This is a genomic window from Pseudoxanthomonas sp. SORGH_AS_0997, from assembly GCF_031453535.1.
In the GTDB taxonomy this organism is placed as follows: domain Bacteria; phylum Pseudomonadota; class Gammaproteobacteria; order Xanthomonadales; family Xanthomonadaceae; genus Pseudoxanthomonas_A; species Pseudoxanthomonas_A winnipegensis.
Genome location: NZ_JAVIZI010000001.1, coordinates 3,184,538 through 3,206,860 on the forward strand (window position 1 = coordinate 3,184,538; position 22,323 = coordinate 3,206,860).

At 69.8% G+C, this 22,323-nt stretch carries 14 protein-coding genes; 6 read left to right on the plus strand and 8 right to left on the minus strand.

What is annotated here, in order from left to right:
- Positions 1 to 10 precede the first annotated feature (10 nt).
- Complete coding sequence (gene aroE, locus QE438_RS13960; RefSeq protein WP_306994855.1) at positions 11 to 850, plus strand: shikimate dehydrogenase; 840 nt, start codon at positions 11 to 13, stop codon at positions 848 to 850.
- Positions 851 to 1,381: 531 nt separating this feature from the next.
- Here the strand turns inward: aroE and QE438_RS13965 are convergent.
- Positions 1,382 to 2,560 carry an OsmC family protein gene (locus QE438_RS13965; RefSeq protein WP_306994853.1) on the minus strand — a complete coding sequence of 393 codons (1,179 nt, stop codon included), beginning with the start codon at positions 2,558 to 2,560 and terminating at the stop codon, positions 1,382 to 1,384.
- 265 nt (positions 2,561 to 2,825) lie between these two features.
- On the opposite strand from QE438_RS13965, the gene QE438_RS13970 reads away from it, so the two are divergent.
- Together QE438_RS13970 and QE438_RS13975 are read left to right on the plus strand one after the other, a co-directional pair.
- Positions 2,826 to 5,861 carry a TonB-dependent receptor gene (locus QE438_RS13970; protein ID WP_309734766.1) on the plus strand — a complete coding sequence of 1,012 codons (3,036 nt, stop codon included), beginning with the start codon at positions 2,826 to 2,828 and terminating at the stop codon, positions 5,859 to 5,861.
- 32 nt (positions 5,862 to 5,893) lie between these two features.
- Positions 5,894 to 6,880: a DUF1684 domain-containing protein gene (locus tag QE438_RS13975; RefSeq protein WP_165394656.1), complete on the plus strand. Its 987-nt coding sequence runs from the start codon at positions 5,894 to 5,896 to the stop codon at positions 6,878 to 6,880.
- 6 nt (positions 6,881 to 6,886) lie between these two features.
- On the opposite strand, the gene QE438_RS13980 is transcribed toward QE438_RS13975, so the two are convergent.
- From QE438_RS13980 to QE438_RS13995, 4 genes are all read right to left on the minus strand, one after another.
- Positions 6,887 to 7,528 (minus strand): exopolysaccharide biosynthesis protein, encoded by a 642-nt coding sequence (locus QE438_RS13980; RefSeq protein WP_306994848.1) that lies wholly within the window; start codon positions 7,526 to 7,528, stop codon positions 6,887 to 6,889.
- 87 nt (positions 7,529 to 7,615) lie between these two features.
- The gene (locus QE438_RS13985) at positions 7,616 to 11,062 is read right to left on the minus strand and encodes a PAS domain-containing hybrid sensor histidine kinase/response regulator (protein ID WP_306994846.1); all 3,447 of its coding nucleotides are present in this window, start codon (positions 11,060 to 11,062) and stop codon (positions 7,616 to 7,618) included.
- A gap of 430 nt (positions 11,063 to 11,492) precedes the next feature.
- Positions 11,493 to 12,767, minus strand: a complete 1,275-nt coding sequence (locus QE438_RS13990) for a HAMP domain-containing sensor histidine kinase (RefSeq protein ID WP_130531911.1) — start codon at positions 12,765 to 12,767, stop codon at positions 11,493 to 11,495.
- Positions 12,757 to 13,452, minus strand: a complete 696-nt coding sequence (locus tag QE438_RS13995; protein WP_130520729.1) for a response regulator transcription factor — start codon at positions 13,450 to 13,452, stop codon at positions 12,757 to 12,759. Before QE438_RS13995 ends, QE438_RS13990 begins: the two co-directional genes overlap by 11 nt.
- 251 nt (positions 13,453 to 13,703) lie before the next feature.
- Between QE438_RS13995 and QE438_RS14000 the strand changes: the two genes are divergently transcribed.
- The 3 genes from QE438_RS14000 to QE438_RS14010 all read left to right on the plus strand — a co-directional run bounded on the left by QE438_RS14000 (position 13,704) and on the right by QE438_RS14010 (position 16,495).
- On the plus strand, positions 13,704 to 14,393 hold the full coding sequence (locus QE438_RS14000) for a phosphatase PAP2 family protein (protein WP_309734810.1): 690 nt from the start codon (positions 13,704 to 13,706) through the stop codon (positions 14,391 to 14,393).
- Between the two features lie 2 nt (positions 14,394 to 14,395).
- Complete coding sequence (locus QE438_RS14005; RefSeq protein WP_306996282.1) at positions 14,396 to 16,075, plus strand: phosphoethanolamine--lipid A transferase; 1,680 nt, start codon at positions 14,396 to 14,398, stop codon at positions 16,073 to 16,075.
- A gap of 213 nt (positions 16,076 to 16,288) precedes the next feature.
- Positions 16,289 to 16,495 (plus strand): hypothetical protein, encoded by a 207-nt coding sequence (locus QE438_RS14010; protein WP_306994841.1) that lies wholly within the window; start codon positions 16,289 to 16,291, stop codon positions 16,493 to 16,495.
- A 304-nt stretch (positions 16,496 to 16,799) separates the two neighbouring features.
- Here the strand turns inward: QE438_RS14010 and zapE are convergent, their stop codons facing one another.
- The 3 genes from zapE to QE438_RS14025 are packed head-to-tail and all read right to left on the minus strand — an operon-like array spanning position 16,800 to position 22,312.
- Complete coding sequence (gene zapE / locus QE438_RS14015; protein WP_306996281.1) at positions 16,800 to 17,888, minus strand: cell division protein ZapE; 1,089 nt, start codon at positions 17,886 to 17,888, stop codon at positions 16,800 to 16,802.
- 11 nt (positions 17,889 to 17,899) lie between these two features.
- Positions 17,900 to 18,571, minus strand: a complete 672-nt coding sequence (locus tag QE438_RS14020) for an alpha/beta fold hydrolase (protein ID WP_130520725.1) — start codon at positions 18,569 to 18,571, stop codon at positions 17,900 to 17,902.
- Between the two features lie 51 nt (positions 18,572 to 18,622).
- The gene (locus QE438_RS14025) at positions 18,623 to 22,312 is read right to left on the minus strand and encodes an ABC transporter permease subunit (protein ID WP_307184117.1); all 3,690 of its coding nucleotides are present in this window, start codon (positions 22,310 to 22,312) and stop codon (positions 18,623 to 18,625) included.
- Positions 22,313 to 22,323 lie beyond the last annotated feature (11 nt).

Below are 22,323 nucleotides of genomic sequence, written 5' to 3' on the forward strand. Positions count from 1 at the left end.
GAGTGTCCGCATGAGTCGTTACGCGCTGTTTGGCCGGTCCGTGGCCAAGTCGCCCTCCCCGCAGATCCACGCCGCCTTCGCCCGCCAGACCGGCATCGCGATGGAATACGTCGGCCTGGACGTCGAGCCGGGCGCGCTGCCCGCCGCCCTGGACGCCTTCGCCGCCCGTGGCGGCCGCGGCGCCAACGTCACCGTGCCGCACAAGCAGGCCGCCTTCGCCGCCTGCACGCGCCTGAGCGCGCGCGCGCGCGCCGCCGGCGCGGTCAACACCCTGCGCCTGGAAGAGGGCCAGTGGTACGGCGACAACACCGACGGCGCCGGCCTGGTGCGCGACCTCACCGGCCGCCACAGCCTGGACCTGCGCGGCCGACGCGCCCTGCTGCTGGGCGCCGGCGGCGCCGCGCGCGGCGTGGCCCCGGCGCTGCTGGAGGCCGGCGTGCGCGAGCTGGTCATCGTCAACCGCAGCCCCGAGCGCGCCGACGCCCTGGCCGACGCGCTGGGCGAACCCGGCCGCGCCCATACCCGCTACTGGGAAGACCTGGCCGGCATCGGCGACTTTGAACTGGTCATCAACGCCACCTCGGCCGGCCGCGACGCCGGCGCCCCGCTGTCGCTGCCCTTCGCCCTGTGCAACGACATGACCGGCGCGGTGGACCTCAACTATGGCGAGGTGGCCATCCCCTTCCTGGCCTGGGCCCGCGCCGCCGGCCTGCGCACCATCGTCGATGGCCTGGGCATGCTGGTCGAACAGGCCGCCGAAAGCTTCGAGATCTGGCACGGCGTGCGCCCCGACACCGACCCGGTCTACGCCCTGCTGCGCGAGGGCGCCCCGGAACCGGCAACAGCCTGAGCCGCTTAGCGTTCGCCTTTGCGGTTGCGGTTGCGGTTGCTCAAGAGCTTTTGCTTTTGCTTTACCTGTCTGAGCCGTAAAGCGAGCCGAGCATCGCAGGAAGTCAGGGCCGAAGAGTCGCCCTGTTTGAGCGAAGCGAGTTTGGGCGACGTCCCTAAAAGGGGATAAATGCCCTGACTTCCGAGAAGCGCAGGGGACCGCCGCGCAGCGGCGGCTCGCGTCCCGGCGAGAAGCGGTTTTGGCTACTTTTGACAAGACAAAAGTAGCTCGCGCGGCGAAGCCGTGCGAAAGCTTTGCTTTTAAGCCCGTCGAGCGCGCTCAAGCCTGCTATCAACCGCGTTTCAGCGCCAGCGTGTTAGTGCACAGCTTGCAACCCGCGAGAACGTCCACGCAGCGTTGCCGGGGACGAGGGGACCCCGTTCCCCCCAACCGTCGTTCCCGCGAAGGCGAGAACCCAGCGTGTCTCGCGCTGCAAAGCCAAAGCCCCTGGGTTCCCGCCTGCGCGGGAACGACGGTCTGTTAGCCCCGGTCTTATCCCTTGGCATCGGCCACATAGGGCCCGTGGACGATCCTGCCTTCCAGCTTCTGCGAATCCTTGACCAGGTTGTACAGCGGGCAGGTGTCCTCCACCGCCTTGGCCAACGCATCGATGTCCGCCCGCGAATTCGGCGAAGCGATGTCGACCTGATAGGTGATGTAGCCATAGCGCGCCGGTGACTTTGCGTTCCTGCCGAAGCGCGGACTGAGCTCGGCATCGGCGGTGAGTTCGAGCTTGTCCAACAGCACGCCGCGGGCGGCCGCCTGGATCTCGAAGATGTGCGTCGGGCAGGTGGTCACCACGCCCAGCAGATTCTCTTCCACGGTCGGCGCCAGGCCGCGACCCAGCAGGCCGGGCGCACTGTCGTGGAGCGCGCTGAAGTAGCCGTCGTCGCCGAGCCAGGTCTGCCGCAGGCCGGTATGCGGCTCCACCCGCGTGTGCGCGATCAGGGTGCGCGGCGCCTGCGCCTCGCCGCGCGGCTTGCTGGACGTCAGCGTGCCCTTGGTCACCGGCACCTGGTCTTCGAGGATGAACTCGCGCAGGCCTGGCTGCGTATTGGGCGCGCGCTGGGCCGGGGTCTGCTGGTAGTGGATCGTCAGCGGACTGACCTGGTGCGGCTGCGTCACCAGGTCGATGACCGAGGAGTTGGCGTGGACGGCGGCCTTCAACGCCTGAAGCTCCGCATCCGATGCAGGCGACTGGATGTAGGCCACGTAGGACAGATTGTTGGGATAGCTGAGGTTGGCGCTCTTGCGCTCGGGGATACTGGTGAACACGATGTCCAACGCATCCAGCGGCACGCCACGCACGGCGGCCTGGACGATGTATTCGTCGGCCACCGCGCTGGACAGCATCGCCACCAGCGATTCCCACGAGCCGGGGGCCAGGTTGAAGCCCGCGCCCTGGCGCGGGCTGTCGCTCAGCCACTGGAACTGTTCCTTGTCGCCAACGCGCAACCGGCGCACGCCCGAGCGGCCTTCGGCGATCACATGCGCATGCAGGCGCGTGGGTGCGGCGTCCTGCTGCCGCAGGGCCGAAATGGCCTGCGCCTTGTCCTTCAGATAATCGCGCAGGGGCTGGTCGCTCTCCGCCGAGCGGGCCGGCGATACGGACAGCAACGATGACAGCGCCAGGGCGGCGCCGATAAGGAGCTTGGACGAAACAGTGGGCATGGGCTGACGCTTCGGATGAACAAAGAGCGTGCATCTTCACTGACAACGCCCGCGTCCCCTCATGCCCATCGGCCATGTGGAAACGCCTCACCCTTTCATCGGCAACCGCTCCTTGCGCCGGCATAAGCAGCGAATAAATCCGCATTTCGCAAACCGATGAACGCTGTTCAGGCTGCTGCTCCCCTTCACCGACACAGGGCGCCGCGTGCAGCCGCATCGTCATTCTCCAAACCCGCTCGTGCTGGAGACGCGCGCTCGATCCCGGTTGTCGCTGGCGCTGTGCGCACTGCTTTGCAGCGGCACGCTGCATGCGCAGGACACCACCGAGCGCGACATCAAGCCGCAGGACGCGACGGCGCAAACGACCGACGTGCCGCAGCACGGCGACAGCAAGACGCTGGACAAGGTGTCCGTGGTGGGCTCGCAGATCGCCGGCGGTGGCGCGCAGGCGGCGCTGCCGGTGGTCAGCGTGAGCAAGGAGCAGATCGACTCGACCGGCGCGACCAAGGGCGATGAGCTGTTCCGCAACCTGCCGCAGTTCGGCGATGTGGCCTTCACCCAGAAGACCGTCAATGCCGGCCGCAACCAGAACTATGCGCGCGGCGACGTGGCCTCGATCAACCTGCGCAACATCGGCTCGCAGTACACGCTGCTGCTGGTCGATGGTCGCCGCACGGTCCAGTACCCGCTCAGCGGCAACACGCCTTCCTACAACGCCAACGCGATCCCCACCTTCGGCCTCGACCGCCTGGACGTGCTGCTCGATGGCGCCGCGGCCGTGTACGGCTCCGATGCGGTGGCCGGCGTGGTCAACCTGGTCCTGCCCAGCAACCTCAACGGCGGCGGGGTCGAACTGGGCTATGGCCACGCCGAGGGCACCAGCCGTTCGACCCGGTCGCTCGACGGCTACTGGGGCAGCGACTTCGCCGAGGGGCGCGGCAACGTCAGCCTGCTCTACGGCGCCTCGCACCAGAGCAAGCTGCTCAACAGCGACCAGGCCTATACCGCGACGGCCCGGCGCAGCATCGCCGAGGACGGCCGCGCGTTGCCCGATCCCAACGGCACCGCCGGTGGACTGAGCACCTACACGCCCTGGGGTCAGTTCACGCTGGTCAGGAAGAACGCCGACGGCTCGGTCGCGACGCTGGGCCAGCCGTACTACGTCGACACCACCGGCACCCTGCGCCGCGCCAGTTCGGTTCCGACCTCGCTGCGCTACGACACCTCGGCCGCGCCAGGCATCACCCAGGAGCCCTCGGTCGACAAGGCCAACGTCTACGCGAGCGCGCACTTCGATCTGAGCCAGACGACCCAGCTTTTCGGCGAACTGGGCTACTACCGCGCGAAGTCCGAATCGCGCTTCTCCGGCGGCCCGAACTCGGTGCTGAGCTCCACGGTGCCCAACTACGTGTACGTCGACACCAACGCGTACTGGGTTCCCGCGTCCCTGCGCGCCGCCGCCGCCGCGGCCGGCGCCAGCGCGATCCGCCTGACCAACTACCAGCTGGTCGACGAGCCCGTGCAGCGCCTGAAGGACGACAACTCGGAAGTGCGGGTGCTGACCGGCGTGCGCGGCAGCACCGAGGGCGGCTGGAACTGGGAGAGCGCCGTCCTTTACGCGCGTGCCCGCGTGGTCGACAGCCAGCAGAACGGCCTGTTCAATCAGTTCGTCGCGGCGTTGAACAAGACCACCGCCGACGCCTACAACCCCTTCAATGGCGGCGACCCGTCGCATCCGAGCTGGGGCGACGCCACGCCCTCCGACCTGGCCGGCATCCTGGGCTGGACCACGCGCATCGGCACCACCACGCTGGCCTCGTGGGACTTCAAGGTCGATCGGCCCGATGCGCTGCGCTGGTACGCGGGCGAGATCGGCGTGGCCGCGGGTGTGGAGCTTCGCCGCGAGACCGCCAAGGACGACCGCGACGCGAACGTCGACGGCACCGTCCAGTACCTCGACTGGTATACGGGTAACGTCAACTCGAGCAACGTGTTCCTGACCAGCTATTCCGACGACATCAGCGCCAGCCGCACGGTGAAGTCCGTCTTCGCCGAGCTCGCCGTGCCGCTGGTCTCGCCCGAGCTGGGCATTCCGCTGGTCAAGGCCATCGATCTGCAGGTCGCCGGCCGTTACGAGGACTACAACGACGCCGGCTCGGTGGCCAAGCCGAAGCTGGCGCTGGCCTGGAACGTGGTGGACGGCCTGCTGCTGCGCGGCTCGGTGAGCGGCGGCTTCCACGCGCCCGCGCTGGAGCTGGCCAACTCCGGGACCATCTGGCGCGGCGGCAGTACCACCGACCTGATCCGCTGCGATGCGCTGGTCAAGCGCGGCGCCTACGCCAGCTACAGCGCCTGCACCAGCGCCACGAGCGGCGCGGTGCTGCTGGCGCCGCTGTCCACGAACATCGACACCGGCACGGTGTTCGACAAGGGCAGCATCAAGCCGGAGACCAGCAAGCAGTACTCGTACGGGTTCGTGTTCGAGCCGGCGTTCCTGCCCGACGCGGCCGGCCGGCTGAGCTTGGGCGTGAACGCCTGGCAGATCCGGATCGACAACCCGATCAGCGCGCTCGGCGGGACCAACGAACTGCTCTACGACGCCTACCTGCGCGCCAGCGGTCAGGGCGGCAGTCCCAACGTCGTCCGGCTCGACCCCACCGCCGAGGACGCGGCCCAGTTCGCCGGCTCCGGCATCGCCCCGGTCGGCGCGCTGCAGTACGTCAAGACCTACTACGCCAACGGCAACCCGCTCACCGCCCGCGGCATCGACTACGACCTGAGCTGGCGCAAGCGCGGCACGGCCTGGGGCGACTGGACGTTCACCGTCAACGTCAGCCAGCTCAAGCGCTACTCGCAGGAGCCGCTGCCGCAGGTCAAGGCCATCGCCGGCGCGATCGCCAGCGGCGTGCTGGTGAACATCGTCGACCCCGCCACGCTGGCCGCCTACAACCAGGTCGGCCTGGAGGGCGCCAAGCCGGAGTGGCGAGGCAGCGCGGCGCTGATCTGGCATCGGGACGACTGGACGGTGCGCCTGCGCCACAACTACATCGGCAGCGTCACCAGCACGGCCTACAGCTTCGTGGCCAGCACCGCGCCGCACAAGGTCGATGCCACCCAGCTGTGGACGCTGTCGCTGAAGAAGGGCTTCAGCCAGGGCGCGCTGGCGGGCAGCTACGTCGAGGTCGGCGCGCGCAACCTGTTCGACAAGGATCCGCCGCTGGACGCCGGCGGCAACTATCTGGCCGCCCTGTACGAAGACTACGGCCGCTATCTCTACCTCAACGTGGGCGCCACCTGGTGAGCGCCCGCCTCTTCCCTCAACGGAGCACCCTCGTGAAGACTTCGCATCCCGCGCCCAGGCGACTCGCCGCCGGCCTGCTCATCGCGCTGCTGTCCGGCACCGGCGCCTGGGCGGCTGACCTTCCCAAGCCGGGCGCCGCGTCCGGCCAGCCCAACGCAAGCGCCTTCGCCCAGGCGCAGGCCAAATTCGAGCAGGACTATGCCACCGGGCTGCGCAAGCCCGACGGCTGGCCCAGCGTGATCGGGCTGCACTGGATCGAGCCGGGCAAACAGTCGGTGGGCGGCGCGGACGGCAACCGCATCAAGCTGGCGATCGCGCCGGCCACGCTGGGCGTGATCGAGGAGCGCGGACAGACCGTCTACTTCACCCCGGCCAAGGCGGCCGCGATCACCGTGGACGGCAAGCCGCTGGACCATGAGATCGCGCTCGCGCCCGAGGGCCACGATGGCGGCACCCAGCTGGTGTACGACGGCGGAAAGGGCAAGATCAGCCTGATCAAGCGCGCCGACCGGCTGGCGCTGCGCGTGCGTCATGCCGACGCGCCGACACGGCTGAACTTCGCGGGGGTGGATTTCTATCCGGCCAACCCGGCCTGGGCGATCAAGGCCAGGTTCCATCCCAATCCGCCGGGCACCACGCTGCCGATCGCCAACATCATCGGCAACGTCACCGACACGCCGAATCCGGGCTATGTGGAGTTCGAGAAGAGCGGCAAGACCTGGCGCCTGCAGGCCCTCGGCGACCCGAGCAAGAGCCTGAACTTCATCTTCCGCGACGGCACCAGCGGCAAGACGACGTATCCGAACGCGCGCTTCTTGCGCACCGGGCCGGTGGCGGCCGACGGCACGGTGCTCATCGACTTCAATCGCGCCTACAACCCGCCCTGCGCCTACACCGCGTATGCGACCTGCCCGCTCCCTCCCAGGGAGAACCTGCTCAGCAAGACCGCCGACGGTCAGGTCGCGCAGCTGGCGGTGGAGGCCGGAGAGAAGAAGTACCGCGGCCAGGTCGACCACTAGGCCCGGCTAGCCCGCCAGCCGCTGCAACGCCTCACGCAGCGCCAGCCCGCCGCCCCCGATCAGCACGCCGAAGTAGACGATGCTGGCCAGATTCATCAGATGGCCCAGCAGCGCCGCGACGCCGTCGCGCTGCATCAGGCCGATGGCCAGCAGCAGGATCGCCAGCGCCGGCAAGGTGTTGGAGAAGGGCACGAAGCCGAACGGCGCCATCAGCAGCAGCGCGCCCAGCACCAGGCCGGCGTCGTTGACCGTCTCGGCCGGGCGCGAATCGACCAGGGCAGGCAGCCGGTGCGGGCGGCTGATCTTCTGCAGCCGCCCGACCCAGACCATGCCGCGGCCCAGCGCGCTGCGCAGCCGGTCCGAGGGCAGCTGGCGTTCGCGCAGCCGCGCCGGCAGCCACAGCGGGCGGCGCAGCAGGCGGCACACGCCGACCAGCAGGATGCCGGCGCCGAACACCGTGCTCACCCCGGGAATCGACACCGGGATCAGGAACACCAGGGTCAGCAACGCCGTCAGCAGCAACAACCCCTGCGGCCCGAACTGGTCGAGCAGCGCGTCCAGGCTGAACTGGTCCGGCGGCAGCTGGTCGATGGCCTGTTGCAGCTGGTCGCCCAGCGCGGTGGTGGACGGGTCGGGCGCGGCGCGCATGCGGGATCCGAAACGAACGGGACCGCGAGCCTAGCCCGGCCGCGCATGTCGGCGCTGTCAGTCGGCGCCGACCAAAGCAGGCGCGATTCAGCGCGCCGCGGCGCCGTGCGCAGCCAGGAAGGCGCGCAGCGAGGCCGGCTTGACCGGCTTGGTCAGCAGACGATAGCCGCGCTCGCGCGCCTCGGCCTTGAGCTCGTCGCGGCCATCGGCGGTCAGCAGCGCGCCGGCGATCGGGCCCGGGCTGGCGGCGCGCAGCGCATCCAGGGTGTCCAGGCCTTCCAGGCGGTCGTGCAGGTGGTAGTCCACCAGCATCACCGCCGGCGCCTCGGCCACCACGCGCTCCAGCGCCGCATCGACGGTGGCGGCGGTGACCACGTTCACGCCCCAGCGGCCCAGCAGCACGCGCATGCCATCCAGGATCTCCTGATCGTTGTCCACGCACAGCACCTTGAGCCCGGTCAGCGAGTCGCTGGCCGGCATCCGCCGCGGCACGGCCGGGCGGGCGCTGATGCTGGCCGCACGCGGCACGGTGATCGAGAACATGCTGCCCTTGCCGACGTTGCTGCGCGCGTCCAGCGGCGCGTCCAGCACGCGCGAGATGCGCTGGCAGATCGACAGGCCCAGCCCCAGGCCCTGCTCGCCCCAGTCGAAGGGCTGCTGGTAGCGCTGGAACTCGTCGAAGATCTGGCGCATGTGCTGCGGCGGAATACCTGGGCCGGTGTCCCACACCTGCAGCTCCAGCTGCGCGCCGCGGCCGCGCATGCCCAGCACGATCCGGCCCGAGCGGGTGTAGCGCAGCGCGTTGGCGATGAAGTTCTGCAGCACCCGGCGCAGCAGGCGGCGATCGCTGCGCACCGGGGCGCGGTCGCGCACGTGCACGCGCAGCTGCAGGCCGCGGCCGGCGGCCACCGGCGCGTACTGCGCGGCCAGCTCGCGCATGACCTCGGCCGCGTCGAAGTCGGTCAGCTCGGCGCGCAGGCGGTTGTGGTCCATGCGCGAGACGTCCAGCAGGCCGTCGAGCAGCTCCTCGGCCGCGCGCAGCGAGGCGTCCACGCGCTCGGCCAGGCGCACCTGCTCGGCCGCGTCGCCGCCGCTCTCGCGCAGGGCCGAGGTGAACAGCCGCGCCGCGTTGAGCGGCTGCAGCACGTCGTGGCTGATGGCCGCCAGGAAGCGCGACTTGGACTGCTGCGCCGACTCGGCCTCCTCGCTGCGCTGGGCCACGCGCTGTTCCAGGTTCTCGTTGGCTTCCAGCAGGGCCAGCTCGACGCGCTTGAACTCGGTGACGTCGTTGTAGCTGGTGACATAGCCGCCGCCGGGCAGCGGCTGGCCGCGCATCTCGATCACCTGGCCGTCGCTGCGCGTGCGCTCGAACACGTGCGGGCTGCCGGCGCGCATGTAGCCGATGCGCTTGGCGATCTGTTCCTCGACATCGCCCTCGCCCAGCTCGCCGCGCTCGGCGTTGTAGCGGATCAGGTCGGCGACCGGGCGGCCGACGTAGAGCATGCCCTCGGGATAGCCGAACATGGTCTGGTAGCGGCGGTTCCAGGCCACCAGGCGCATCTCCGGATCGACCACGCTCACGCCCGAGCTGATGTTCTCCAGCGTGGAGGAGAGGATCTCGCGGTTGAAGCGCAGCTCCTGGCCGGCCTCGTCCAGCACCGCCACCACCTCGCCCAGCTCCATGCCCGAGCCGCGCAGCACGCTGGTCAGCACCAGCCGCGCCGAGGCCGCGCCGATGGCCGAGGCCAGCAGGCGTTCGGTGAACTGCACCCAGGCGCGGTCGGCGTTGGCGTCGAGCTTGAGCTCGCGGCCCAGCTCGCGCGCCTGCTCGGCGAAGGCGCGCGAGGCGTGGCGTTCGCCCACCACGCGCTGGGCCAGCGACATCAGGTCGGCCACGCGCACGTTGCCCGGCCACTCGCTGGCGATCAGCGCGCGCCGCTGCGCGTACGGGTCCAGGAACGGCACGATGCGCAGGCGCTCGTCCAGCGAGGGCCGCCAGCGCGCCGAGACCAGCATCATCGTGGCGGTGTTGAGCAGCAGCGACCAGAACGTGCCGTGGGTAAGAGGATCCCAGCCGCTCAGGTTGAACAGCTGCTGCGGCTTGAGCCAGGCGATGCCGAACGGCCCGGTCTCCAGCCACTCCGGCCCGAGCCAGCCCGAGGCCGACAGCGTCGGCAGAAGCAGCGTGTAGCCCCATACCGCGAAGCCCGCCGCCATGCCCAGCTCCACGCCGCGCTTGCTGGCCCCGCGCCAGTACAGCCCGCCGATCAGCGCCGGGGCGAACTGCGCCACCGCCGCGAAGGCGATCAGGCCGTAGCTGGCCAGCGTGCTGTCGCCGTTGCTGCCGCGGTGATAGGCATAGGCGCACAGCGCCAGCACCAGGATGGTGACCCGGCGCACCCACAGCACGCGCGTGGCCACGTCGGCCGCGTCGTGGCGATCGCCCCAGCCGCGGCGCAGCAGGATCGGCATGACCAGGTCGTTGCTGATCATGGTCGCCAGCGCGATGCTGGCCACGATCACCATGCCGGTGGCCGCCGAGAAGCCGCCGATGTAGGCGGCCATGGCCAGCTTGTCCTGGCCGATGGCCAGCGGCAGGGCCAGCACGAAGGTGTCGCCGGCCTGGGCGCCGTGCCCGCCGAACAGCTCCACCCCGGCGGTGGCGATGGGCACCACCATCAGCGAGATGATCACCAGGTAGGCGCCGAACATCCAGCGCGCGCGGCGCACATCGCCCACGTCGCCGCATTCGACCACCGCCACCTGGAACTGGCGCGGCAGGCACAGGATGGCCAGGAAGCCCAGCAGGGTCTGGGTGAGGAAGCCGGCCGGCGGCTGGCTCTCGAACAGCGTGCGCGCCGCCTCGCCCAGCGGATGGTCGCGCACGCTCAGCCAGTGCCAGGACACCAGGCCCACGGCCACCAGCGCCACCAGCTTGACCACCGACTCCAGCGCCAGGGCGGCCATCATGCCGTGGTGGTGTTCGGTGGCATCGACCTGGCGGGTGCCGAACAGCGCGGCGAACAGCGCCATCAGCAGCGCCACGTACAGCGCCGGATCGTGGAAGAAGCCGGTGGTCTCCGGGTTGTGCCCGGTCAGCACGCCCAGGCTCATCGCCACGGCCTTGTACTGCAGGGCCAGGTAGGGGATGACGCCGAACAGCGCGATCAGCGTCACCAGCGCGGCCAGCCGGCGCGAGCGACCGTAGCGCGAGGAGATGAAGTCGGCGATGGAGACGATGTTGTGGCTGCGCGCCAGCAGCGCCAGCCGCTCGATGATGCGCCAGGCGAACACCATCAGCAGCAGCGGGCCCAGGTAGATCGGCAGATAGCTCAGGCCGTGGCGCACCGCCGTGCCCACCGCGCCGTAGAAGGTCCACGACGAGCAGTACACCGCCAGCGCCGCCGAATAGATCACCGGGCGCAGCCAGCGCAGGTTGGGATACAGCCGATAGCGGTCCCCCAGCCACGCCACGCCGAACAGCACCGCGGCGTAGGCGACGGAAATCCCCAACAGGACCCAGCCTGAGATCATCGTGTTCCTTAAGGATGTGTGGCGCGCGGACGGCGCGCCCGGCGGCCAGTGTACTGAGCGGCGTCGGGAAAGCCCCGTCGCCGCCGTGGCGGCTCCCACAAAAGCGCCGGCCGTCACCGTCACCGCCAGCCGCCAGCACCGCCCCTACCGTCATTCCCGCGAAAGCGGGAATCCAGGGACTTTGCTCCTGCGCTTCAACGCCCTGGTTCTCCCGCTCGAACGTCCATGGATTCCCGCTTTCGCGGGAATGACGGATTGGGAGGATCTGGGGAGCGGCGGCGTTGCAGGCCGTTGCGCGTCAGCACCGCGGCGCTTGTGGTGGGAGCCGCCATGCCGGCGATGGGGCTTTACCGGGAAGGCCTCATCGCCGCCATGGCGGCTCCCACCAAGCGGACTGACTGGCCACCGCAGCGCCACAGGCGCTGCAGATTCATTCCGCCGCGCAGAAGCGCAGGCGGGCGACGGTGCCGCGGCCGGGATCGGAGTCGATGCGCAGCTGCCAGCCCAGGTGCTCGCACAGGCGCGCGATCAGGTCCAGGCCGATGCCGCCGCCGTCGCGGCCGCCGCCGCGGGCCATGCGGCTGTAGACCGCGCTGATCTCCTCCGGCGACATGCCGTGGCCGGGATCGCGGATCACCACGGTCGCGCCGGGCTCCAGGCCCACTTCGATGCGGCCGCGGTCGCTGTTCTCCACCGCGTTGCGCAGCAGGTTGCCGATGGCGGCCTGGACGATGGCCAGCGGCGCGTGGATCACGCATTCGGCCATGGGCGCGATCACCAGCTCCAGGTCGCGGCCCTCGGTCAGGTGCTGGTGGTCGGCCACGACCTCGGGGATCAGGTCCTGCAGCGCGACCAGGTCGGCGTTGCGGGTCAGCCGCGAGGGATCCTTGGCGAGCACCAGCAGCAGCGAGATCAGCTGCTCGACCTTGCGCGCGGTGCGGCGCACGCGCAGCAGCGGCGCACGCACGGCCGGCGGCAGCTCGGGGTGTTCCAGGGCTAGGTCGTTGGCGCCGGCGATCACCGCCACCGGAGTGCGCAGCTCGTGGCTGGCGCTGTCGATGAAGGCGCGCTCGCGCTCGACGAAGCGCGCGTTGCGCTCCAGGTAGCCGTTGAACGCCTCGCCGATCACGCGCAGCTCCTCGCTGGCGTCGGGCGGCACGTCGATGCGCGCCTGGGTCGCGTCCGGACGCAGCCCGGCGATCTGCCGCGCCAGCGCGCTCAGCGGCTGCACCGCCCGGCCCAGCCCCAGCGCCATCAGCAGGCCGAAGATGATGATGGCCACTGCCGCGGTCACCACGGTGGAGAAGGTCACCCAGCCCTCGACGCCTTCGAACCGGGTCAGGTCCAGGGCCAGTGCCAGCCGCCCGAACTCGGTGTCCTCCACCAGCACCACATGCTTGACGTGGTTGATGAAGAAGTCGTCGTGCAGTCCGGGTTTGAGCCGGGCCAGCTTCTTGGGCAGGTTGGCGTCGTGCTGCAGGAAGTACATGTGCTCGGCCGGGTCGTCGATCCAGTTGTAGCCCGGATCGGCCCGCCGGCGTTCGACGAAATGCTGCAGGTCCGAGCGCATCAGCGAGCGCCAGACCTGGCGCTCGGCGTGCTCGTTGACGACCTCCCCGCCGATGACCACCGCGGCGGTGACCACCACCAGGTAGACCAGCGCCCAGCGCAGCAGGCGCGCCCGCAGTGAAGGCCTACGCGCCATCGCGCGCCATGGGCTGGGCGTGCAGGCGGTAGCCCACGCGCGGCAGGGTGTGGATCAGCTTGGTCTCGAACGGCCCGTCCACGCTGCGGCGCAGTTCGTAGATATGCGAGCGCAGCATGTCCCCGTCCGGCGGCTCGTCGCCCCACAGCGCCTGCTCCAGGCGCTGGCGCGCCACCGCGCCCGGGCTGGCCTGCATCAGCACCTCCAGCAGCTTGCGGCAGGCCGGGTACAGGTGCAGCGGCCGGCCGGCGCGCTGCACCTCCAGCGTGGCCAGGTCCAGGGTCAGGTCGGCCACCTGCAGCACGCGGCGCCGGTTGCGGCCCTCGGCGCGGGCCAGCAGCGCCTCCAGGCGCACCTCCAGCTCCTGCATGGCGAAGGGCTTGGTCAGGTAGTCGTCGGCGCCGGCGCGGAAGCCGTCGACCTTGTCGGGCAGCTCGTCGCGCGCGGTCAGCATGATCACCGGCACGGTGCTGGCGTGCTCCTCGCGCAGCCGGCGCAGCACCTCGCGCCCGTCCATGCGCGGCAGCATCCAGTCCAGCAGGACGGCGTCGAAGGCCTGGGTGGTGGCCAGGTGCAGGCCGGTGACGCCGTCGGGCGCGGCGTCCAGCGCATGGCCGCGCGGCTCGAAATAGTCGAACAGATTGGCCACCAGGTTGCGATTGTCTTCGATCACCAGCAGACGCATGGCGAGGGTCCTTGCAGGGGCCGCCGGCAGGAAGGCGGGCGGCGCGGGCGCGCATGGTGCACGGCCGCACGTCGGAAAGCCGTGTGGGCGCGCCGGCCGATTGTCCCATATGCTCCACCGGCTGAACGCCTATGACGGGAGCGCCAGGTTCCGACATGTCTCCGACATCGCCCGGCACAGCATCGCCACCGCTTCCCTCGTCTCGCGCGCTCTCCATGCAGATGCCTGCCGTTTTCCGCCCGCGCGCGTCGTTGGCCGCCCGCTTCCATCCCGATCTGCTGCTGTGGGGCCCGCTGTGTGCGGCGGCCGTGGCCGTCGCCCTGCTGCAGGGCGCCGGCGGCGATCTGTGGCTGGCCGACCATGTCTATACGTGGGAAGGCGGGCACTGGGCCCTGCAGCACGCCTGGGCGACCGAGACCCTGGTCCACCAGTGGGGCAAGCGCACCGACGTGGTGATCTGGCTGACGCTGGCGGCGCTGCGCATCGTGCTCTCGCGCGAGCCCTCGACCCGCGCCTGGTGGCGGCCGCTGGACTACCTGCTGATCGCCTCGGTGGCCGGCCCGCTGCTGGTGTCGTGGATGAAGTCCTGGACCGACGTGGACTGCCCCTGGGACCTGGCCCGCTACGGCGGCAAGCATGTGTACGTGGAGCTGTTCCAGTCGCGCCCGGCCGGCTATGGCCCGGGCCAGTGTTTCCCGGCCGGCCACGCCAGCGCCGCCTACGGCTGGGTGGCGCTGTTCTTCGGCCTGGGCGCGGTGCAGCCGCGCTGGGGCCGGATCGGGCTGATCGCCGCGCTCTGCGCGGGCCTGCTGTTCGGGCTGAGCCAGCAGCTGCGCGGGGCGCACTTCGCCTCGCACGACATCGCCGCCGTGGCGGTGTGCTGGACGGCGTCGTGGCTGCTGGCGCGGCTGATGCTGCCGCGCGCGGACGCGCCGGCGTGAGCATGGAGGTGCCGCTGGACGCGCGACGCGGCCGCCTGCGCCTGCCGGCCTGGCTGAGCCAGCGCCCGCTGCTGTCCAGCGATGCGCTGGTGGTGCTGGCCAGCCTGTATTTCGCCTGCTTCAGCAACGCCCGCTTCTGGTCGGCGGCGATCACCTCGCCCACCCAGCAGTGGCCGATGGCACTGGCGCTGCTGGTGCTGCTGGTCGGCCTGCACGTGCTGCTGCTGGGCCTGCTGCTGACCCGCCGCACCGCGCAGCCGCTGCTGACGGTGATCGTGCTGGTCACCGCGGCGGCCTCGCACTTCATGGTGAAGTTCGGCCTGTACCTGGACGCGGACATGATCCGCAACGTGCTGGCCACCGACCGGCGCGAGTCGTCCGAGCTGCTCACCCCGTCCCTGCTGCCGCCGCTGCTGCTGGCCCTGATTCCGGTGCTGCTGCTGTGGCGGGTGCGCGTGCGCCAGCGCCCGCTCAAGGTCGCCGTGCTACGTCGCGGCGCGCTGCTGGGCGGCGCGGCGCTGGCCTGCGTGCTGGCGGCCGTGGCCGCCTACCAGCCGCTGTCGGCGCTGATGCGCAACCAGCACGACCTGCGCTACCTGGCCGCGCCGGGCAACTGGATGATCTCGCTGGCGCGCGTGACCCTGGCCGGTCCGCCCGGCGACAAGAAGCCCAAGCAGCCCATCGGCCTGGACGCGGTGCAGCTGCCGCTGCGCCCGGCCGGCGCCAAGCCGCGCCTGCTGGTATTGGTGGTCGGCGAGACCGCCCGCGCGCAGAACTGGGGGCTCAACGGCTATGCGCGCGACACCACGCCGCAGCTGCGCCAGGCCGGGGTGATCAACTTCCCCAACACCAGCTCCTGCGGCACCGCCACCGAGGTCTCGGTGCCGTGCATGTTCTCGCCCTGGGGCCGGGCCAACTACGACGAGGCCAAGATCCGCGGCCACCAGTCGCTGCTGCACGTGCTGGACCACGCCGGCGTCGGCGTGGTGTGGCGCGACAACCAGGCCGGCTGCAAGGGCGTGTGCGAGGGCCTGCCGTTCCAGTCGGTGACCGAATCGACCGATCCGGAATTCTGCAACGGCACGCGCTGCTTCGACGGCATCCTGCTCAAGGACCTGGACGGCGCGCTGAAGCTGGCCAAGACCAAGGGCGGCGACCGCGTGCTGGTGCTGCACATGCTGGGCAACCACGGGCCGAGCTACTACGACCGTTATCCGCCCGCCTTCGCCCGCTATGCCCCGGCCTGCCAGCAGGCCGACCTGGGCCGCTGCACGCGCGAGCAGATCGTCAACGCCTACGACAACGCGCTGACCTACACCGACCACGTCCTGGCCAGCGCCATCGCCCAGCTGGCCGCGCGCACTGATGTGGACAGCGCGCTGCTGTACGTCTCCGACCACGGCGAGTCGCTGGGCGAGAAGGGCCTGTTCCTGCACGGCGTGCCCTACGCCATCGCCCCGCGCGAGCAGACCCATGTGCCGATGGTGATGTGGTTCGGCGACGGCTTCGCCCGCGACGAGGGGCTGGACGTGCAGTGCCTGCGCCAGCACGCGGACGCGCCGGCCAGCCACGACAATCTGTTCTCGTCGGTGCTGGGGCTGATGGACGTCAAGACGTCGGTGTACGACCGGTCGCGGGATCTGTTTGCGCCGTGCAGGAGCAAGTCTATGGCGAGCAAGTAACGCACAGCTCAAGCCGTTGCTGTTGCTGTTGCTGTTGCTGTTGCTTCGGCTGTTGCGGTTGCGGTTGCTTCGGCTGTTGCTGTTGCCGTTGCCTCCCTGTCTGAGCCGTAAAGCACGCCGAGCACCGCAGCGAAGCAGGGCCGAAGAGGCGCCCTGTTTGAGCGAAGCGAGTTTGGGCGCCGTGCCCTGCTTCGCGAGGAGCGCAGGGGACCGATGCGCAGCATCGGCGTGCGTCCCGGCGAGAAGCGGTTTTGCTTCCTTTTGACAAGACAAAAGGAAGTCGCGCCGCAGGCGCGAAAGCTTTGCACTTGGCGCGCCGCAGGCGCGTTGCTTTCGTCCTACAAGTTCCAGCGCCAGCTCCTGACAAGTCTTGCTTTAAATTTGCAAGTAAAACTTGAGCGTCATGTAGGCGCTTCTTAAAAGCAAAGCTAAAGCAAAGCTTTCGCACGGCTTCGCCGCGCGAGCTACTTTTGTCTTGTCAAAAGTAGCCAAAACCGCTTCTCGCCGGGACGCGAGCCGCCGCTGCGCGGCGGTCCCCTGCGCTTCTCGGAAGTTAGGGCACGTCGCCCAAACTCGCTTCGCTCAAACAGGGCGACTCTTCGGCCCTGACTTCCTGCGATGCTCGGCTCGCTTTACGGCTCAGACAGGTGGAGCAAAAGCAAAAGCCGAAGCAACGGCAACAGCCGAAGCAACAGCAACAGCCCAGCCGCACGGCACCCAACCCCTACCCGCGATGCGCGGTCCCCAGATACTCCGCACTGCGCATCTCGATCAACCGCGACGCCGTGCGCTCGAACGCCCCCGCCAACCGCGTACCCGCATACAGCGCCACCGGCGCGGCCGCCGCCGTGCAGACCAGCTTGACGTGGCGGTCGTAGACCTCGTCGATCAGGTTGACGAAGCGGCGCGCGGCGTCCTCGTTCATGCGGTCGAAGGTGGGGATGCCGCCCACCAGCAGGGTCTGGAACTCGGTGGCCAGGGCGATGTAGTCGCTGGCCGCGCGCGGGCCTTCGCACAGCTCGGCGAAGTCGAACCAGGCCAGGTCCTGGCTGCGCCCGCGCATGACCAGCGTGCGGCCGTCGATCTGGATCTCATCGCGCTGCGCCGGGGCGCCGGCCAGCTCCTGCCAGCGCCCGGCCAGCCAGGCCTCGCTGCCGGCATCCAGCGGCGCGCGATACACCGGCGAGCGGGTCAGCGCGCGCAGCCGGTAGTCCTGCTGGCCTTCGGCGTAGAGCACCACGCAGTGCCGGACCAGCAGATCGATCGCCGGCAGGAAGCGCTCGCGCTGCAGGCCGTCCTTGTAGAGATTCTCCGGCGCGGTGTTGGAGGTGGTCACCAGGGTCACGCCCTGGGCGAACAGGCGCTCGAGCAGGCGGCCCAGCAGCATCGCATCGCCGATGTCGGTGACGAAGAACTCGTCCAGCACCAGCACGCGCAAGGAATCCTTCCAGTCCTGGGCGATGCGCGCCAGCGGGTCGGCCTGGCCGGCGTGCTCGCGCAGCTTGTCGTGGATATCGCGCATGAAGCGGTGGAAGTGCGTGCGCCGCTTCTGCCGGATCGGCAGGCCTTCGTAGAACAGGTCCACCAGGAAGGTCTTGCCGCGCCCCACCCCGCCCCAGAAGTACAGGCCGCGCACGGCCTGGGGCTTCTTCCAGAACGCCGAGAGCCGGTCCAGGAAGCCGTCCTGCGCCTCGTCGCACAGCTCGGTATGGATGCGGTCCAGCTCGGCCAGGGCCGCGTGCTGGGCCGGATCGTCGCTCCACTGCCCGGCCTGGGCGCCCTGCGCGTACCGCTGCGAGGGCAACAGGTCCACCTGCGGAGCGCTCACGCGCCGGCCGCCGGCAGCCAGCCCTTGACCGCGTGCTGGAGGGCGCCGCGCAGGTCGATCAGCTTGCGGTGGAAGAAGTGGCTGGTGTCGGGCATGCGCACTAGCGTGTGCGGGGCGCGCTCGCCGATCTCGCCCAGCCAGTCGTACACCGCCTGCGGGTCGACGATCTCATCGTCCTCGCCCTGGATCACCAGCCAGTGCGCCGGCGGATGGATCTCCGAGAAATCCCAGCGCCCGGCCGGCGGCGCGATGGAGATCAGCGCCTTGGGCCGCAGCGCGCCGGCGGCCTTCAGCGAGACGTAGGCGCCGAAGCTGAAGCCCACCAGCCACAGCGCCGCGCGCGGGCGCATCACCCGCACCCACTCGACCACCGCGGCCAGGTCGTCCTGCTCGCCCTGGCCGTCGTCGAAGCTGCCTTCCGAGGCGCCGACGCCGCGGAAGTTGAAGCGCACCGTCGGCACGCCCAGCTCGCGCAGGGCGCGCGCGGCCATGGTCACGACCTTGTTGTGCAGGCTGCCGCCCTCGGTGGACAGCGGATGACAGACCACGGCCACGACCGGCAGCTGGGCCGCGTCGGGCGCGGGGAAGTCGACGGCCACCTCCAGCGCGCCGGCCGGGCCGGCCAGCTGCAAAACGGTGTCCTGGGTGGGGAATTCGGGCAGGGACATGCGCCCATGATACCGCCGCGCCGCAGCATGGCCGCGGCACGGCGCTCGCCGCTACTGCAGCGAGACGTCCACCAGGTTGTCCTCGGCGATGCGGTCGACCAGCTTGTTGTACGGGTCGATCCCGGCGCGCGTGGGCAGGCGGTCCACGGTGAAGGTGAAGTCGCGCTGGCCCGCGCCCAGACGCACGCGCTGCACGGCCAGCGGCTTCTCCTTGCCGGCCGCACCCTCGAACACGCCGACCTCGACCAGGTCGTCCATCGGCGCCGGCGTCTCGTTGCCGTCGCCGTCGGCCTGGGCCTTGCCGGCCTGCACCTGCAGGGTCACCTGGTAGCGGCCGTCGGCCAGCTTGCGCGCCGTGGCCGAGCGGGCGCGGTTGTCGTAGAGCACGATCCGCTCGAAGCTGTCCCCGATGAAGGACTGCAGGTCCGCCGGCGCCTGCGCGCGCAGCGCGGCCACGAACTCGCGCGTGTCCGGGTAGCTGCCGTCGCGCCCGTCGGCCGGGTCGGCGTTGGCGTAGCGACGGCGCAGCAGCAGGTCGCGCAGCGCCGCGTTGACCTTGTCCTCGCCCATGTAGTCGGCCAGGGTGTACATCAGCAGGCCGCCCTTGTTGTACCAGACGTAGGGCTCGTTCTGGACCAGCACCAGCGGCCGCTCGCGACGCAGTTCGCGGGTGCGCCCGCGCAGGTAGCTGTCCAGCTCGGTCCGCAGCACCTTGCGCATGTAGTCCGGGCCGTACTGGTGCTTGAGCGCCATCAGCGCCGAGTACTCGGCCAGGGTCTCGGACATCATGTTCGAGCCCTCCACGTTGCCGCCGATCAGCTGATGGCCCCACCACTGATGGCCCAGCTCGTGGGTGGTGATGAAGTAGGCGAAGTCCACGTCGTCGTCCTTGCGCCGGCGCTGGATGAAGCCCAGCGCCTCGGAGAACGGCACGGTGTTGGGAAAGGACTGGGCGAAGCTGCGATAGCGCGGATACTCCAGGATGCGGTACTGGCGGAACTGGAACGGGCTGAAGTGCGCCTCGTTGTAGGCCATCCCCGCACGCGAGGACGCCAGCAGGGTGCCGATGTTCCAGGCGTGGCCCGGGTGGTAATAGACCTCCAGGTTGATCGGCCCTTCCTTGCCGGGGTAGACCTCCTTGTGCACCGCATAGCGCCCGGAGACGAAGGCGAAGAAGTTCTGCATGGGCTGCTGGCCCATGCTGTACTCGAAGTACTGGCGGCCGTCCTTGCGCCACTGCTTCTGCAGATAACCGGGCGCCAGCGCGGTCTGGTCGCCGCTGGTGCCCACTACCGTGTGAAAGCTGATCCAGTCCGCGTTGGGACTGAACAGGTTGACCTTGGACTGCGCCGGATCGCCGCGCTTGGCCATCTCCTGCTGCGGGCCCAGGCCCTGCTCGCGGCGGCGGCGCGGATCGTCCAGCTCGTTGCCGGGCTGGTAGCCCAGGATCGGGAAGAACTCCAGGTCGAAGAACGTGCCGTTGTAGGCGAACTTGCCGCCGGCATCGCCGCCGGAGAAGTCGGCGACCTTGCCGTCGGTGAAGCCGGGGCTGTCGTGGCCGACCTTGAAGTGCAGGGTCATCGTCTGGCCCGGCTGCAGCGGCGCGTCCAGTGCGTAGATCACATACAGCCCGCGCGGCGCGCGGCTGACCAGGTGGGCGGGACGGTCGAAGGACAGCGCGCGCAGCGACTGGTTGATGTCGGTGAAGTGCAGCTGGGTCACCGGCACGCTGCCGCGGTTCTGCAAGGTGTAGGTGCCGGTGGCCTCGAAGGCGCGCCGCTCCGGATAGATCTCCACCGTGGTGTCCACGGCCGTGACCTTGGGCTGCGGCAGGTCCTGGTAGCGTTTGAACCGGCGCTCGTAGTCGGCCTGGATGGCGCGCCGGTCCTTGCTGCTGAGGAACTCGTTGAGCACGTGGGTGTTGTAGTAGTACCAGCCGCCGGCCGCGGCGGCCACGCACAGGCAGGCCAGGGTCGCCGGCAGCCAGCCGGACGGGCGCCGCAGCGCCGCGCCGATGCGGCGGCGCAGGCCGGTCTCGGCACCGCGCCGGGCCAGGGCCATGGACAGCACGCCCAGCGCGGCGAAGATCGCCAGCCAGTACAGGATTGACCAGAACAGCGCCGGCACGTAGTGCCCATAGCCGTTCATGTCCGAATAGGTGAAGCCCGGCGTCGCGCCCGGCAGGTACAGCGTGTTCTCCAGGCCGAAGTTGTACAGGATCGGCACGATCACCCACAGGCCGATCACGATGGCGTGGCCCAGGAACTTGTTGGGCACCACCGTCTGCACGAACAGCGCCAGCATCGAGAAGCCCACCAGCTGCGGCAGGACCAGCACGAACAGCTCCTTGAAGTACAGCAGCGGCTCGTAGTGGTAGTAGCCCAGCACCGTCTGCATCAGCACGCCGCCGAGCATGGACAGCAGCAGCATCACGACCTGCGCGGCGGTGAGGGCGAGCAGCTTGGAGGCCGCGTCGGGCAGCGGGCGCAGCGGCAGCGCGTCGAAGATGCCGTCGAAGCGCACGTCGCGCTCGCGCCAGACCAGCTCGCCGGCATACAGCGCGGTGACGATGATCAGGAACAGGTAGGCGTTGCCTTCCACCGATTCGAGCATCAGATAGGTCACCGGCCACACGTCGGTGCCGCTCATGCGCCCGGCGTAGTAGCCGTTGTTGACGATGAAGGCGAACAGCACGCCGCACAGCGCCCAGAACGGCACCGCCTTGAGGATGGCGCGCGTGCGCAGCGACGCCAGTGCGAGGAACTGGCGCCAGCGCGTGGCCGGATCGTGGCGCGGATGCACCTGCGGCAGCCGGGTGGCGATCTGCGTGCGCACCGGCGCGCCCTGCGCCTGTTCCAGCGTACGCAGCTTGGCCGCGCGGCGCCCCTGCGAACGCGCGCCCAGCGCCTCCACCGACATCGGGAACAGCAGGGCCAGCGCCGCCAGCACCAGCGCGCCGAAGCCGATCCACAGCAGGCGGTTGTAGAGGAACACGCCCGGCGCATAGCCGCTGGTGGTGTCCATCGGGAACAGCCAGCTGTTGCGTTCCACCACCGACCAGTAGCCGCTGACCACGCGCGCCAGCTGCAGGCCGATGGGGTCCAGGATGCCCGACCAGAAATGCTCGGTGGAGCGCGTGGCCGAGAAGGCGGTGAGGCCGATCAGGTACAGCACGAACAGCGCCACGCCCTGCACGTACACCACGAACAGGCTGCGGGTCAGCGCCGCCACGGCGAAGAACAGCGCGCCGATGAAGAACACCTGCACCACCACGATGGTGAAGAACGGCTGCAGGTACCAGACCAGATGGTTGGGCCCGATGCGCGCATGGTCGGCCCACGGCGCGTAGGTGCCCAGCCAGGCCCCGACCAGCAGGCCGGAGAAGGCGAACAGGGTGACCAGCATCGAGCCCGACCAGCGCCCGCCCAGATACGACAGCCGCGACACCGGCTTGGTGAACAGCAGCTGGAAGGTGTCGCGCTGGAAGTCGCGCAGGATCGAGGTGCCGAAGATCGCGGCCATCACGATCATGCCGAACATGCACGCGCCGAACATGTTGTAGCCCATCGCCCAGGGCCCGTTGAGCATCACCTTGCCGCTCTGGCTGGACACCGGCCCGAAGTTCTCCGAGGCCACGCACAGGAACGCGAACGCGGCCCACATGAAGAAGTACACGTAGGTGGACGGACTCTTGAAGCGCAGCTTCAGCTCGAAGCGCAGGAACTCGAGGAACTGGTGCATGGCGCGCCCCC